The organism is bacterium, from assembly GCA_023150945.1.
Lineage (GTDB): Bacteria > Zhuqueibacterota > Zhuqueibacteria > Zhuqueibacterales > Zhuqueibacteraceae > Coneutiohabitans.
On record JAKLJX010000001.1, the window covers coordinates 614,651 to 630,997 of the forward strand.

A 16,347-nucleotide genomic window follows, 5' to 3' on the forward strand; every position below is an offset into this window, starting at 1 on the left:
CCCGGCAATTTCCGCCACGCTCCGCGCGTGGGCGGGAGTTCACGCAGTCTGGCGTGCGGGCGGATCGAGCAGCGACGTCGCCCGGTCCAATTCGCGATGCGTGCCCATTATCACCAGCAAATCGTTGGCGGCCAGCACGAAGTCGGCAGCGGGATTCGCATGGGACTGATGATCGCGCACGATTGCGATGACGGTGGCCCCGGTTTGATTGCGCATATCGAGCTGTGCCAGGGTTTTGCCTACGGCAGGGGAATTTTCCAGCAGCAGAAAATTCTCCACCACGTTGCCGGCCAGCAACTGCCGGAGCTTCTCCAGGGAGGCCGGTGGCAATTGCGGGCGGCGCAGCATCATCGCACCCTCCCGGCGAATGGTTTCAATATAGGCCTGAATGGCGTTCCGCGGCACATCGTACTCTGCCAGCACGCGGCCAAAAATTTCCGTGGCCGCCTCGAACTCCTCCGCGATGACCTGGTTGGCGCCCAGTTCATATAACTCTTCGACATAGGCCGCGAATTTGGTGCGCACGATGAGGTAAAGATCACGACGATGCTGCCGGGCGATGGCGACGAGCCGGCGGCCCACCGCAATCTCATCGGTCGTAATCACCAGGATGCGGGCGGTGTCGAGATTGACCTGCCGCAAGATTTCCAGCCGGGTGGCATCCCCGAAGCAAATCGGCTCGCCGGTCGCCTGGGCATCGCGCACGGTTTGTGGATTCAATTCCAAAATGCAATAGGGAATGCTGCTGTCCTTCAGCACGCGCGCCAGGTAGCGGCCGTTCAAGCCGAAACCAACGATGATGGTGTGATCCTGCATCGCCGCCAGTTGCGGCGATGGCAGGTGCCCGCGTTCCCTGCCCAGCCTGCCATCCAGACCCTCGGGCATGTGCCGGGCGAAAGCCGGCGCGAGACTGATGAGCAGCGGCGTCGCCATCATGGTGGTCACGGCGACGGCGAGAAAGCCTTGGTACAAGTTGGCATCCAGCAAATCGTGCTGCACCCCCAGGCGCGCGAGCACAAACGAAAACTCGCCGATTTGCGCGATCGCCATTCCCACCAGCAGCGCTGTGCGCGTCGAGGGAGAAAGCGCCCTGGCGGTGACGCCGGCGAGCAGCACCTTGCCGACGATGGTGCCGAGCACCAGCACGGCGAGCAGCCTGAGATGGGTGAAGGCAAACTTCAAATCGAGCAACATTCCCACCGAGATAAAGAAGAGACTGTTGAAGACATCCTTGAAGGGCAGGATTTCTGCAAAAACCTGATGGCCGTAGCGCGATTCCGAAATCGCCAAGCCCGCGATGAATGCGCCCAGGGCCAGCGACAGGCCGAGCGCGGAGGTCAACCAGGCAGTGCCGATGCAGATGATCACGGCTCCCAGTACGAGGATTTCGCGCTCACGCACGCGCACGATTTGTTCCAACACCCGCGGCACGATGAACACCGCCAGAGTGAGAACCAGGGCAATGAGCAGCAGGGCCTTGCCGAACGAGATCAGCAGAGGGAGAAGCTGGAGGCCGCCTTCGCCGTGCAACAAGGGCGCCATCAACATCATGGGCACCACCCACAGATCCTGAAAGAGCAAGATGCCCAGGATCATGCGGCCGTGGGGCGATTCCATTTCACCCCGGCTGGCGAGCACGCTCAGGACGATGGCAGTGCTGGAAAGTGCGAAGATTTGGCTGAGAAAGATGGCGTGCGGCGTGCGCAGGCCGCTGAGAGAGGCGAGGACAAAAGCAAACAGCGAGGTGGTGAGCATCTGCAATGAGCCGCCCAACAGCACCTGGCGTTTGATGCGGCGAAGCTCGGCGAGTGAAAACTCCAGGCCGATGGTGAAGAGCAGGAGCACGACCCCGATCTCCGCCAGCACTTCGATGTCATCCAGACGGGTGATAAGGTTCAGGCCATGCGGCCCGACCACGAATCCACAGAACAACAGGCCGGCGATCGGCGGCAGGCGCAGTCGATGAAAGATCAACACCACAACGATGGCGCTGCAGAAGACGACAAACAGCTCGTGAAGCAAGGAGAAATCGTGCACAGGGCCACACCCCTTGCGGGAATTCCGCCTCAGTACAAATTCACCACCTCCGGCCGGGGATGTTCGAGCGCGAGCATCACCAGCAAGTAGTCCTTCACGTGCCGCGTCAACAGGAAATTCTGCTTGACGTGCTGATAGCCGTTTTCCCCCATGTGTTTGCGCAACTGGTGATCGGCGAGTAGTTGCATGGCGCGATGCGCCGCACCCTCCGGCGAATGTACGAGAAAGCCGGTGACCCCGTTGATCACCTGCAGTTTGATGCCTCCCACCGCCCCGCCGATCACCGGTTTTTTCTTCCACAAGGCTTCGCTGACGGTCAGGCCAAAACCTTCCTTGATCGATTTCTGCAGGACGATCGTCGAACTGCGCACCAGGGCATTGATTTCCACATCACTGAAGGGGGGCAGCAAGAGCACATGAATATCGGGATCGTCCGCCGCCTGTGCCCGCACTTCGCGCAGCACCGCTTCGCCTTCCGGATCATCCGAGGCGCCACCGCCCGCCAACACCAACTGGCAGTCATGGCGTTTCTTCACCAAACGGTAGGCGGCGATCACCCCCAGCGGATCCTTCAGCCGGTCAAACCGCGAGATTTGGGTGAGGAGCGGCCGCGATGGATCAATTTGATATTTCTCCAGTACTCCCGCAATCACCCCGTGTTTGAGTTCTTTGTTCTTGTCACTCAAAGGGTCGATCGCAGGCGCCACCATGAATTGCGGCAGGGGCAGGCGTTGGGCGAAGTCCGGCATCGAAAAAAGCGAAGCATCATACTGTGCGATGTAGGGTTGGAGAAATTGCCAAACCTGCGGCTGAGGCCTGGAGATGTCGATATGGCAACGCCACAGCCAGTGCCGTCCGATTTCGCTTTTGCGCAGCACCAGGCCGGCGGGCTGAGGATCGTGAATCACGATGCAGTCGCCGGTGAAGTCCATCTGGCGCAAGTTCATCTCGAGATTGGCGCGGTAGATTGCCAGCATGTCCTCGCTGATCTCTTCCGGCTGACCGTGCAGGGCATTGTGAAAGGCTTTGGTGACGTTGAAGAATGCCTGATCGCCCTTGATCACGTCCCAAGTCACGGACAAGCCGAGATCGCACAGCAAGGGCACCAGCCGGGTGAGGATCTCGGCGACGCCGCCGCCAACCGGCGTCGAATTGATGTGCTGCAGCCGCCGGTGGCGCACGCGTTCTGCCAGGTGATAAAGCTCGTCGATCATCTCTTGCCCCACGATGGCGGCATAGTCTTGTAAGGTAGTCGTCATCATCTCAGGCCTGCAAGTGTTTGTGGCCAAGCTTGATGATCCTGGCCTTGAGTTCGTCCAGCGTGGGCAGATACGGATCGAGTTTGTCGATGGCCCGCGCCAGTTTGGCTTCGCCATTGTCAGCCAGCCAGCGGGAGAAATCGTTGGTGGTATGCCCCAGCCGCAAGCGGGCTTCAAAAAAATGAAAGTAGAGGGTCGAAGTGGTGATGCGTGGCAGGCAGGCAAAGAATTCCGGCACACTGTGGGCAACGATGCCGGTCGGCATGATGAAGCTTTTCGACTGGCAGAAGTGGAATTCGTCGCCCTCCGGACAGTCGCGCGCGTTGTTGGTCTGCTGGGCGAGAAACTCCGTCACAACGGCGATGATCGCTTCGCGAAGCTGCCGGATGGTGGTGAAGGCCAACAGGTCGATGGCCGCCAGTTTTTCGGCCAGCTCCTCCGCCTGGAGTGCCTCCGAAGCCCACAGGGCAAAATCATTGTAGAACACCGGCTTCTCGAAATGATGCGCGAGATAGCGATGGTGGGTGTGATAGAAAATGGCGGAACCAGAGACCTCGTGCAGCAATCTCAACAGTTCGTGCAGGTTCCTGGCTTGCAACCCGGTGAGCACAACCAGGCGGTGTTCGGTATAAAAGGCAAAGGGCTGAAGAGCAGGCATGATTCACCTCCGCTAGTGAGTGACGGCTTCACAGCAAGAAATCCAGATTCGCGGGCGTGGCGCTCGGCCCGGAAGGCAAGGCGGAGCGGGGCGGCGTGCGGGCAGCGAGGCGCTGCTGTTTGGCGGTGCCTACTGCGGCCGACACGACGGAGAGCAACCTTCTCACCCCGAGATGTGGCCTTCGAGAGCGCGCGCCAGCCAAGCCAGGAAAAACCTCACCTCCGCGGGGCCATTGAGGTGATAGCGCGCCGCGCTTGCCTCTGCCGGTCCAACTTTGATCGTGATTCCCTCCGGCAGAGCGGCAAAGGCATCCTCATCCGTGCGATCATCGCCCAGGCAAATGGCAAGCGCCTGCTTTTTTGCCAGGGCCGCGCTGATCCATCCCACCGCAGATCCTTTGTTCCAAGCCACGGCCGGGCGAATCTCGAGAACCATCTTGCCGGCGGCGAGCGCCAAGCCTGGGAATGCAGCCAGGCTCGCTTGCACGAGGCGCGCGATTTTGTTGTGATCGGCAGGCTGCGCGCGGCGCACATGAATGCTGAGGCTCAGGCCTTTGTCCTCCACGGCGACGCCCGTGAAATGGCGCAACTGCGTGGCGAGCGCGCCGGCCAATCGTTGCAGCGCCGGGCGTTGCAACGCGGCCTCCGGCTGGACAAAGTGCAGGCCCGGCCCACCGATTTCCAGGCCGTGATTGCCGGCATAGATCAGCGCGTCGAGACCGACGCGCGCTTGAATATCGGGCAGGCTGCGGCCGCTGATGATTGACACCGTCACGCCGGGTTGCCGCGCCAACTGGTGCAACAGCGCGCGGGTCTCCGGCGGCAAGTGCGCCAGTTCCGGCCGTTCGACGATGGGCGCCAGCGTGCCGTCAAAATCCAGAAAGAGCACAACCTGGCGATTGGCCGCCAGCCGCCAGGCGACGCCGTCGAGATGTTCGAACAGCGGCCAGCTCATGGCGCGGACTCGGGTTCGGGCGCATCTTTCGTCTGGCGCAGGTAGACCGTGCGAATCGGAAAGGGAATTTCAATCCCCGCTTCCCGGAAGCGCCGGAAGATGCGTTTGCGCAACTCGTGCTGCGCCAGGTATTGATCCACAAACTCCGATACCTGGCAGATGAGGGTGAAATTCAGCGAGGAGTCGCCGAAGCCGGGAATGAAGCGCACGAAAGGTGCGGGCTCGGCCAACAACCCCGGGATGTCTGCCGCGCCCCGCTTCGCTTCTTCGATGAGAATGCGTTCGACTTCCTCGGTGTTACTGGCGTAGCTCACGCCGATCGGAATCAGCAGCGACATGCGTTTCTCCGGCAGGTGGTAGTTGGTGACGATCGCCTGCGCCAGCTTGGCATTGGGAATGATGATGAGATTGTTCGCAAGCGCGCGAATCGTGGTGCTGCGCCAGGAAATGTCGGTGACGTAACCCTCTTCAGCGCTGTCGAGTTTGACGTAATCGCCGGGGCGGATATTGCCGGAAAGGCTGACGTAGAATCCCGCGAACAGATTTGACAGCGTGTCCTGCAATGCCAGCGCCACGGCCAGACCGCCGACACCGAGCGCGGTGAGGATCGGCGTAATCGAAACCCCGAGCTGATTCAAGAGAATCAACAGACCGATGATGATGACAATGATGCGCGCCAGGTTCTGGGTGAGGCTGGTGACTGGCAGCGCTTCCTGTATCTCGCCGCCGTAGTATTTAACGAGATTGCCCACCAGCCGCGAGGCCGCCAGGGTGAGGGAGAGAATCCACAAGACGAGCAGACCCTTGCCGATCAAGCCGGTGGCCCGCTCGGGCAACTGCGAAGCTTGGGCGGCGAGATGCAGGCCGAGCATCACCACCCAGATCATGAACGGCCCGCTGAACGCCTGGATCAGGATGTCATCCGCCCGCGTCTTGGTGTGCGTCGCCCACTGCCGCAGGCCGCGAAACAACAGGCGTCTGGCCACCCAACCGGCCAGCACCGTCAGCACCAGCACACTGAGCGGGAGGATGAGTTTCATCCAGTCGAGTTGAAGCAGATTCTGCCATGGAGCCATGCGCAATTCCTCCTTGCGATGAAGTACATTCCGAGATCAACCTGCATTTTCTTCGCCGAGCAGCAGCGCCACCGGAAAGGACTGCAAGACGCCGGCGATGGGCAGGATGATGTCGCCGGCGCTGAGCACTTGCCCGGTGATGGCATTCCGCCAGGAGGCGGGCGCCGGTTTCGGCAGGGCCAACGAAGTATCCGACCAGACGGCTGTGCCCACCGGCAGCCCGTTTTCCGGGATGACGGTCGTCAAGAATCGCGGCACGACCGCCACCGCCCAAGCCTGCTGGTGGCGCCGCGCAAAGGCAATGAGGTGATTTCGCCAGCGGCCGGTCGCGTACAGAGGCAGGTAGTCGCCCTGTTGGAACAACGGCAGGTTTTCCCGCCGGGCGTGCAAGGCGGCCTGCACGAGAAACAGTTTGACCCCGCCGTCCTCCTTCGTCGCCAGCAGTCTTGCGATCAGCTTTGCGCGATCACCCGGCGGCGTCCGGTTGATTTCATCGAGCAGGTGCTGGCGGCGGCCATAGTCAACCTGGCGACGGTTGTCGGGATCAACCAGGTTCAGGTCCCACAACTCCGTCCCTTGATAGAAATCCGGCACGCCGGGCGCGGCGATCTTGAGCAGAGTCTGCGCCAGCCCGTTGAAGATGCCATAGAACGCCACCTTGCGCTGAAACGGCCGGAAGGCTGCAAGGAACTCGTTTTCCGCCGGCCGCGCCAGGATGGCATCGATGAACTGCAGAAAAGCCTCCTCATAGGCGGCATCGGGTTTCAGCCAGGCAGTGTGCACTTTGGCCTCGCGCACCGCCTTGATGATGTACGACTTGAGGCGCTGGACGAAATCGTCGTGTGGCGCGGCATCAAAAGGATACGCGCCGATCAGAGTTTGGTAGAGAAAATATTCATCGTTGGCATCCGGAAAAATCTCGTTCTGCACCCGGCTCTTTTTGTTCTCGTTGATCCGGCTCCACACCCGGAGCATTTTTCCCCATTCCTCCGGCAGCTCGGAGAGCACCGTGAGGCGGGCGCGCACGTCTTCTCCGCGCTTGGTGTCATGGGTCGCGCTGGCGTTCATGGCATGGGGCCAGTCCGCGGCGCGCCGGGAAATGAAATCGTGAAAGGCGCTCACCGCAATGCCGAAGGTCTTCGGGTTGCCCCCTACTTCGTTGAGCGCCAGCAGCCGGCTGTAGATGTACAGCGTGGTGTCCTCGAATCCTTTCGCCATCACCGGCCCGGTGAGCTGCTGGAATTTCATGATGAAGTGCAGCCAGTGCTTTTTTTGTTCCTCGGAAAGATGCTCGTGAAAGTCCAACAGCAAACAGCGCTGGATAAAATTGATCTCATGCAGCAGGCCGGGATTCGCCTGCGTTGCGCGCTCCACCGCCCGGCGAATGAGGGCGCGGTCGCTGTCGGTAAAATCTTGTTCATTGACATAAGTCCGGTAAGCCGGAAACCAGGCCAGCACTTCCACCAACGCCCGGCGCAGTCCGTAGAGCGTGATGTCACGGCCGTAGCGATCCTTCAGGGTGATGGCTTTCATTAATTGTGCCAGCCGGTCGACGTCGCCGGCCATGTGCTTGCCCATGATCAGCCGCTTCTTGTCACTCACCAGCCGCTCGTAGGGCGTCGTGAATTCGGTGAAGCGAGTGTAGATTTTGTCGAATTTCTCTTCGTTTCTGGTTTCGCAGAACACGCCAGTGAGGTAATTGAGAAAATCATAGCCGGTGGTGCCCTGTACCGGCCAGCCGGCCGGCAGCGTTTCGCCGCGCTCCAGAATTTTTTCGACGGTGAGGTAGACGTCACCCATGCGATTCCTCAACCTTTTCAAGTAGACGGTGGGGTCGTAGAGGCCGTCGATGTGGTCCAGGCGCAAACCGGTGAATTCGTTCTCCTGCACCAGCCGGTGAATGAGCGCGTGAGTGTGGTCAAACACCTTCTGGTTTTCGACTTTGAGAGAGATGAGGCCGTTGATGTTGAAGAACCTGCGGTAGTCGACTTCTTCGGTGGCGACTTTCCAGAAGGACAACCGAAAATATTGCTCCGCGAGCAGGCTGTCCAGCAGGTTGAAGCTTTGCGGCCTGCCCGGCTCGCCGTTGAACCTGGCCACGTTTTCATCCATGAACTGCCGGATTTGCTGGTTTGTCGAGTAGATTTCCCACAGCATTCTTTTGACGAATGCAATCTGTTCCGTGCGTTCCTGCACCTCCTCGCGGGAGGCGAGATTTCTGAGCACATAGAACACGCCCAACAGCTTCATGAAGTCGAGGTGGGCATTGCCCAGTTGCCGCTTGAACCGCGCCAATTGATGATCGAAAACCGTGGCGTACGATTCGATCCGCAAGGGAAAGCGCAGAGCATAGTAGTTGATGCTCAACCCGGTCTGGTCATATTGCAGTTGGATTTCACCGTTTTCCAGGCAGGCCGCGTAGAAGCTGCCCAGAAAGGGTGCGAGAATCTTCCCCTGCACGCCCTCATTCCATTCGATGTCGAAGAAATCGAAGAAGAGGGAGGACGGGCCGCTCTCAAAGATATCCATGAGCATGCGGTTTTCGCCGTCAAACGCCGTGTGGTTCGGCACAATGTCCTGCAGCCAGCCCATGCCGTGTTGCTTGACGCTCGCCACCAGCGCCTCGAACGCCGCCGGGCCGCCGAGCTCGGGGTTGATTTGATTCGGATCGATGAGGTCGTAACCGTGCGTGCTGCCCGACTTCGCTTTGAAAATGGGGGAGGCGTAAACGTCGGAAATACCCAGCGCGTGCAGATAAGCGATGATGGCCTCTGCCTCCGCAAAGCCCCAGTGCGGGGAAAACTGCAGCCGGTAGGTGGCAACTGGAATTCTCATGGCAAACTCGGGCTGGTAGGTTTGCACGCGTGCGGCCGGCTGGCCGCACGCGCGGCGGTTGTGTGAATTCGACAGCGGGCGTGAGCGATGTCCGTCATTCTTCCTGCACTTCTTCCATCGGCCGCAGGCGAAACAGCGCCAGCGAGCGCCCTTCCAGGAGGAAAGGTCTGACCCCACCTTTCATCACGCGGTGGGGCCGCAGGCCAGCAACCTCGCGCGTGTCCAGCAACAGTTCCCAGCGCATGTTGCTCTGGAACGCCGGCAGCACAAAGGGCAGCGGCTCATGGTGGGCATTGAGCAGGAGGAACAGCGTCTCATCGCTGATGCGATTGCCGCGCTCGTCGGCTTCTTCGATTGCTTCACCGGCGAGCCGGAGGCCGAGGCCACGGAGGCCGGGACTGCGCCAGTCTTCTTCGGTCATTTCCTTACCGTCCGGCCGCAACCAGTAGAGATCCTTGAGAGGGGAGCCACGGATCTTGCGGCCCTGGAAGAAGTGCCGGCGCCGCAACACCGGATGCTCGCGCCGCAACTGGATCACCAGCCGGACAAACGCCAGCAACTGGTGTTGCCATTCCTCCCACTTCCAGTCCACCCAGGAAATCTCGTTGTCTTGACAGTAAGCATTGTTGTTTCCCCGCTGAGTGCGGCCGAATTCATCACCGGCGAGCAGCAGGGGGATGCCCTGGGAAAAGAACAGGGTGGCCAGAAAGTTGCGCTGTTGCCGGGCACGCAGGGCCAGAATGGCCGGATCGGCGGTTGCGCCTTCCACGCCGTGGTTCCAGCTCAAGTTGTCATTGTGGCCGTCGCGGTTTTCCTCGCCGTTGGCGTAATTGTGCTTTTCGTTGTAGCTCACCAAATCGCGCAGCGTAAAGCCGTCGTGCGCGGTCACGAAGTTGATGCTGGCGTAGGGCCGGCGGCCGCTGTGTTCGTAGAGGTCGCTGCTGCCGGTCAAGCGATAGGCGAGATCACCGACCTGGCCTTCATCGCCGCGCCAGAAGCGCCGCACGGTGTCGCGATACTTGCCATTCCACTCCGTCCACAAGATGGGAAAGTTGCCGACCTGATAGCCGCCTTCGCCCAAGTCCCACGGCTCGGCAATGAGCTTGACTTGCGAGAGCACCGGGTCTTGGTGAATGATATCGAAGAATGCCCCCAACCGATCCACTTCGTGCAGCTCCCGCGCCAGCGCCGCGGCGAGATCGAACCGGAAACCATCGACGTGCATTTCCAACACCCAGTATCGCAGGCTGTCCATGATAATCTGCAGCACGCGCGGATGCGTCATATCGAGGGTGTTGCCCGTGCCGGTGTAATCCATGTAGTAGCGGCGGTTGTCGCGCACCAGACGATAGTAGGCGGCATTGTCAATGCCACGAAAGCACAGCGTCGGGCCGAGATGACTGCCTTCGGCGGTGTGATTGTACACGACATCGAGAATCACCTCGATGCCTTCGCGATGCAGGGTTTTGACCATGGTTTTGAAATCCATCAATTGCTGCCCCCAAACGCCGGAGCTGGAATAGCGCGCGTCCGGCGCAAAGAAGCCGATGGAATTGTAGCCCCAATAGTTGGTCAAGCCGCGATCGACCAGATGCTTGTCCGCCACGAATTGATGCACGGGCATCAATTCCACCGCGGTGATTCCCAAACTTTTGAGGTAGTCAATAACCGCCGGGCAAGTCAGGCCGGCATACGTGCCGCGCTGGTGCGGCGGGACCTCCGGGTGCTGCGCGGTGAAGCCCCTGACGTGTAATTCGTAAATGACCGTCTTGTGCCACGGCGTGTGTGGCGGCGCATCGTCCCCCCAACTAAAAGCGGGATCGACCACCACACATTTGGGAATTCCCGCGGCGCTGTCACGCTCGTCTTGCGAAAGATCGGCCGCGGGATGGCCGATCGTGTAGCCGAAGAGCGCGTCGCTCCACTGGATCGTGCCGGCGATGGCTTTGGCGTAGGGATCCAGCAGCAGCTTGGCGGGATTGAAGCGATGGCCGGCCTCGGGCGCATAAGGCCCGTGCACGCGATAGCCGTAGAGCTGCCCCGGCCGCACCTCCGGCAGATAGACGTGCCAAATCTGATCGGTTTGCTCCGGCATGCGCAGCCGCGCGATTTCGCGCTTGCCCTCCGGCCAGTCGAACAGGCAAAGCTCGACCGCCGTGGCATTCTCTGAAAAGATCGAGAAGTTCACGCCGGCACCATCCCACGTTGCGCCCAAGGGATAGGGCTTTCCCGGCCACACTTTCAACGTGTGATGACCGTATTCGGAATTGTCCCACATCTTCTGCCTTTCCAAAATCATTCGATTTGATTTGTGCGGGCGCAGGGCGTCCGCGGGAATTGCACGATCCTGATTATTCTCGTGAACATATCACCAAGCCATGGCCGCGCAGAGTAATCTCCTGGTTTGCGTGGAGGCGCGGTGGCAGCAGCGAACCCGGACCATGCCATTGCTCCTCGCTGGAGTCAAAGATGACTTCCCACCTGCCCGCGCCGGGGGCAGCCAGCGTGACGTCGGCACGGTTGAGGTTGTAGAGCTGCAAGACGGCTCTCGCGCCGTGCCAGCGCCGCATCACCACAAGCTGGTCGGTCTCGCGGCCATCCACCTCCAGCGAGTCTTTGTCAAGTCGGGCGAGCACCGGGTTGGTCTGGCGCAATCTGATCAATGCTCGATAAAAGTTCAACAACACCCCGTGTCTGCCCTCCCGCCGCTGGTGCCACTGCAATTTCGAACGCCGAAAAGTCGCGACGCTTTGCGGGTCCGGCGGCTCGCCCTGCCAATTGAAAGCCTTGAACTCCTCCAGGCGGCCGGCTCTCACTGCCGCAATCAAATCCGCATCGCCGTGACTGACGAAATAGAGAAATGGCGCGGTTTCACCGTACTCCTCGCCCATGAAGAGCAGCGGAATGTAAGGCGAGAGCAAGACAACGCCCGCCGCGAGTTTGAGCGCCTCGAACGGCACCAATTGCGACAAGCGCTCGCCCCCCATGCGATTGCCGACTTGGTCGTGATTCTGCGCAAAGACGACGAATTGTTGCGCCGGCCGGTCTTGGGAAGAGTTGCCCTGCCGGCGTTGATGGTAGCGGGAATACTGGCCCGCATAGACAAAACCCTGGCGCAGCGCTTTGACCAGATGCCCGACTTTGCCAAAGTCGGCATAGTAGCCCCGTCGCTCGCCGGTCAGCAGCGTGCGCAGCGCATGATGGAAATCATCGCACCATTGCGCCGCCATGCCGTAACCGCCCAGCTCCGCCGGCTTGATGATCTTGACATCGTTTAGATTGCTTTCCGCGATCAAATGAAATTCCCTGCCGGTTCTGCCGGCAAACCAGGCGACCTTTTCGGCCAGCTCGCGCAGGAAGGGCCTGGCACCCATGTCGTGAATGGCATGAATGGCGTCCAGGCGCAAGGCATCAATGTGATAATTCCCCAGCCAGTGCAGGGCATTTTGGATGAAAAAATGGCGCACGGCCTCGCTGTGTGGGCCGTCGAAGTTCACGGCGTTGCCCCACGGGGTTTGGTAGCGATCGGTGAAATAGGGGCCGTAGTCCCACAGATAGTTTCCCTCCGGTCCCAAATGGTTGTAGACGACGTCAAGAATGACGGCGATTTCCTTTTGGTGACAGGCATTGACGAAGCTCTTGAGCGCTTGCGGCCCGCCATAGGACTGCTGCACGGCAAAAGGATGCACGCCGTCGTAGCCCCAATTGCGTTCGCCGGGGAACTGCGCCACCGGCATCAACTCGATGGCATTGATGCCAATCTCCTTCAGGTCGTCCAGCCGGGGAATGATCGCCGCAAAAGTTCCCTCCGGCGTGCAGGTGCCCACGTGCAGTTCGTAGATGATCCACTGCGCCCACTCCCGTCCGCGCCAATTCTGATCTCCCCATGCGAAGGCCTGATGGTCGATGACTTGCGAGGGGCCGTGCACGCCTTGCGGTTGAGAGTGCGAGGCCGGATCCGGCCGCTCGCGGGTTTGATCGAGGCGATAGAAATAGGAAGTATCCGGCGCGATATCGTGGGCGACGGTTCGCCAGTAGCCGAATTTGTTTCTGCGGAGCGGCAGCGTACGCTCAGCCGGCGCGACCAAATGCAGCGTCACCTCTTGTGCAAAGGGCGCCCACACCGTGAATCTGGCGCGCCGGTTCCCGAGATAGGTGGTTCCGATGTTCATGCGGAGGTTCTCCTCAGTCTGTCCTGGTTTCACTCGCCAGCAAGTGCAGAATGCCGTGCAGCGGAATGATCACCCAATCCGGCCGCCGGGCAAGCTCGTCGCTCATTTCCTGCAGGGCTTTTCCCAAAAGATAGGCATGCAGCAGCAGCTCCAACTCCTCGGGACGGGCCGGCAGAAACGCCGCGCCGCCGGCGGTTTCGAGATAGGATTGCAGGAAGGTGCCGGACACATATTGATACCAGAGGTCCGCCCAGGGCTTGAGGCTTTGCACATCCCGCGGGGAGATGGTCTTGTCGCGAAACAAGGTGACGTAGGCGGGATAGTGAAATGAGCGAATCATGCCCGCCACGTCGCGCAGCGGCGATCGCTTCAACCGGCGTTCGCTCAGCGCCTGCCCCGGGTCGCCCGCAAAATCGGTAATGATGAAATCATTGCCGGTGAAGAGCAATCTGCCGAGTTGGTAGTTGCCGTGTATGCGGATTTTCATCGCGGAAATTCTTCGGCTGAAAATCCGGCTGAAACGGTTAACGATCTCCTTCTCCGATTTTAAAACCTTCTCCGCCTCACTGCGCACGCCCTCGTTCAACTCGCGCAGGTTGCGGCGCAGACGCTCCAGGGCGCGGCGGGCCGCGGTGCGCATGGCATGGTACAGCGCGCGCTGGTACAATTGGGTGAACGGCTCCGGCGCAAAAGCCGGATGCGCACTGCCGGCAAGCGCCAAATGCAGCTCGGCGGTGCGCTTGCCGATCAGACGTGCCGTTTCCAGATAGACGCCACCGATCAGTTCCTGCACGAGCGGTGGCGGCTCTTGTTGGGCGATTTGCAGCAGTGCAGCCGGCACCGACGGTGCCTCCGGTACTTCCACCTGTTTGGCAAGCACGCGTTCCAGGTAGCGGCCGGTCGAGCCCAGGGTGTAGGACCAGGCCTCGCCGGCATGAGGTACGAATTTCTGCAACACGCCGATCAAGATCGGCTCGGCGCCGTTTCGGCGATATTCCAGCGCACCCAAGAAAGCCGGCGTGTGAGTGAACGCCGCCTGTTCCGAAAGGAACCGGCCGATTTCGAGATCCGGATGCGGCCCTTCCTGCAGGCGGCGATAGAGCTTCAAAAAGTACTCGCTGCCGTAGATGATCGAACTGCAGTTTTGCTCCACCTTGACGAGCTGAGATTTTTCCACCCCGGCCTCTTTTTCTTTGCGATTCTTGAGCAGCAGGCCGGCATGAGCCGACAACTCCCCGTGCTGTCCCCGCGCGCGCAGGCGCTTCGCAACCGCGGTCAGCAGGTGCCGGCGAAACGACTCATCGTAGGTGGCATCGCACAGAGCACCCGGCAGATCGGTTTGCAGATGGGCGATGATTGCCTGAGGTGATTCCTGGATCTTTTCCAGCGCGAGCCCGCGAAGAAACGACAAGGGCAGCAGATACAATTCACTGGCGCCTTCTTCGTAGTGGAGTTCGAGAATCGCCACGTGCATCGCGCCGCTGCTTTCCAGCGGGATGCTGTCCAGCAGGCATACTTGCTGCAGACTGCGCGCTTGACTGCTGAACCAGTGGCAGCCGGCGAAATACGCAGGCAGAATCTCCTGCACCAGCCGTTCTTTGGCCTTGCCCTGCAGCGCGGCGTGCCAGTCGCCGTTCGCCGCCAGCACCGGAATATCGCGCCGCGGTTGGAGACCCGCAGGCGTGACGGCCTTCTTCAGGGCAAACCAGTAGTAGTCGTAGAATCCCAGCGTCAAGACATACGGCGTTGACTTGATCGCCGGAAACTTGTTGCCGCTCATCACCTCGATGGGCACATAGCCGTCATAGGAGGCCAGCTCCAGCTCAACGGCCTGGGAGAAGCGGGAAAGATTCACCACCACGAGAATGATTTCTTCCTCATAGCTGCGAATGAATGCCAGGACGCGAGGATTGTCGCTGGGGAGAAATTCGATGCTGCCGCGGCCGAAAGCCTTGAACCGCCGACGCAGTGCCAGCACCCGCCGCATCCACCACAGCAACGAGGATTGATTGCGTTCCTGGTTCTCGACGTTGACCGCTTCGAAGAGATATTCGGGATCGATGATCACGGGCAAATAGAGTTTCTGCGGGTTGGCGCGCGAGAAGCCGCTGTTGCGGTCGGCGTTCCACTGCATGGGCGTGCGCACGCCGTTGCGGTCGCCGAGATAATGATTATCACCCATACCGATTTCATCGCCATAGTAGAGCACGGGCGTGCCCGGCAGCGAGAAGAGCAGGATGTTCATCAGCTCGATCTTGCGGCGATTGTTGCCGAGCAGGGGCGCCAGACGGCGGCGAATGCCCAGGTTGATGCGCGCCTGCGGGTCCTTGGCATAGACCTGATACATGTAATCGCGTTCTTCATCGCTCACCATTTCCAGCGTCAGCTCATCGTGATTGCGCAGGAAGAGCGCCCACTGGCAGTTTGCGGGAATGGCGGGCGTTTGCTCGAAAATATCGACGATGGGGAAGCGGTCTTCCATGCGCGCGCCCATGAACAAGCGCGGCATCAGCGGAAAATGAAACGCCATGTGGCAGCGGTTGCCGCGGCCGAAGTAGGCGACCGCGTCTTCCGGCCATTGATTGGCTTCCGCCAGCAGCATGCGATCTTTGAATCTCTGATCGACGTGGGCGCGCAGGGTTTGGAGGAAGTCATAGGTCTCCGGCAGATTCTCGCAGTTGGTGCCTTCGCGTTCGAACAGATAGGGCACGGCATCCAGGCGCATGCCGTCCACTCCCATGTCGAACCAGTAATCCACCACCCGCAACATGGCCCGCACCACGTGCGGATTTTCGAAATTCAAGTCCGGTTGGTGGGAATAGAAGCGATGCCAAAAATAGGCTTTGGCGACCGGATCCCAGGTCCAGTTCGAGGTTTCAAAATCGCGAAAGATGATGCGGGCGTCGCGATACTTGTCGGGCGTGTCGCTCCACACGTAGAAATTGCGCCAGATCGAGCCGGGTTTGGCGGCGCGCGATTTCTGAAACCAGCGGTGCTGGTCGGAGGTGTGATTGAGCACCAGCTCGGTGATGACGCGCAGGCCGCGGCGATGCGCCTCGCGCAGCACCAGCTTGAAATCGCTCAGCGTGCCGTATTGCGGATGCACGGCGTAGTAGTCGGCGATGTCATAGCCGTCATCACGCAGCGGCGAGGGATAGAAGGGCAGCAGCCAGAGCGCGGTCACGCCCAGGCGCTGCAGGTAGTCGAGCTTCTGCAAAAGTCCCTTCAGATCACCCACGCCGTCATCATCACTGTCGCAAAAGCTCTTGATGTGCAGTTCATAGATGACGGCATCCTTGAACCACAGGGGCTCGTCCGGCAATTGCAAGTCGTTTCTGGCCATCGGTTCCTTCATG

Annotated in this window: 9 protein-coding genes; all 9 read right to left on the reverse strand. The window is 60.3% G+C overall.

Features of this window, described 5'->3' with window-relative positions; genetic code table 11:
- Positions 1-39 precede the first annotated feature (39 nt).
- On the reverse strand, positions 40-2,037 hold the full coding sequence (locus L6R21_02395; protein MCK6558023.1) for a cation:proton antiporter: 1,998 nt from the start codon (positions 2,035-2,037) through the stop codon (positions 40-42).
- A gap of 29 nt (positions 2,038-2,066) precedes the next feature.
- Complete coding sequence (locus tag L6R21_02400; GenBank protein MCK6558024.1) at positions 2,067-3,299, reverse strand: glycosyltransferase; 1,233 nt, start codon at positions 3,297-3,299, stop codon at positions 2,067-2,069.
- Between the two features lies 1 nt (position 3,300).
- The gene (locus L6R21_02405) at positions 3,301-3,954 is read right to left on the reverse strand and encodes a DUF5752 family protein (GenBank protein ID MCK6558025.1); all 654 of its coding nucleotides are present in this window, start codon (positions 3,952-3,954) and stop codon (positions 3,301-3,303) included.
- Between the two features lie 162 nt (positions 3,955-4,116).
- On the reverse strand, positions 4,117-4,908 hold the full coding sequence (gene otsB, locus L6R21_02410; GenBank protein MCK6558026.1) for a trehalose-phosphatase: 792 nt from the start codon (positions 4,906-4,908) through the stop codon (positions 4,117-4,119).
- A complete protein-coding gene (locus L6R21_02415) occupies positions 4,905-5,984 on the reverse strand; it encodes a mechanosensitive ion channel family protein (GenBank protein ID MCK6558027.1) in 1,080 nt (359 codons plus the stop codon). Before L6R21_02415 ends, otsB begins: the two co-directional genes overlap by 4 nt.
- Positions 5,985-6,020: 36 nt before the next feature.
- The gene (treY, locus tag L6R21_02420) at positions 6,021-8,819 is read right to left on the reverse strand and encodes a malto-oligosyltrehalose synthase (GenBank protein MCK6558028.1); all 2,799 of its coding nucleotides are present in this window, start codon (positions 8,817-8,819) and stop codon (positions 6,021-6,023) included.
- A 94-nt stretch (positions 8,820-8,913) separates the two neighbouring features.
- The gene (gene glgX / locus L6R21_02425) at positions 8,914-11,097 is read right to left on the reverse strand and encodes a glycogen debranching protein GlgX (GenBank protein ID MCK6558029.1); all 2,184 of its coding nucleotides are present in this window, start codon (positions 11,095-11,097) and stop codon (positions 8,914-8,916) included.
- 73 nt (positions 11,098-11,170) lie between these two features.
- Complete coding sequence (treZ, locus tag L6R21_02430; GenBank protein MCK6558030.1) at positions 11,171-12,991, reverse strand: malto-oligosyltrehalose trehalohydrolase; 1,821 nt, start codon at positions 12,989-12,991, stop codon at positions 11,171-11,173.
- 13 nt (positions 12,992-13,004) lie between these two features.
- Positions 13,005-16,334 carry a maltose alpha-D-glucosyltransferase gene (treS, locus tag L6R21_02435; protein ID MCK6558031.1) on the reverse strand — a complete coding sequence of 1,110 codons (3,330 nt, stop codon included), beginning with the start codon at positions 16,332-16,334 and terminating at the stop codon, positions 13,005-13,007.
- Positions 16,335-16,347 lie beyond the last annotated feature (13 nt).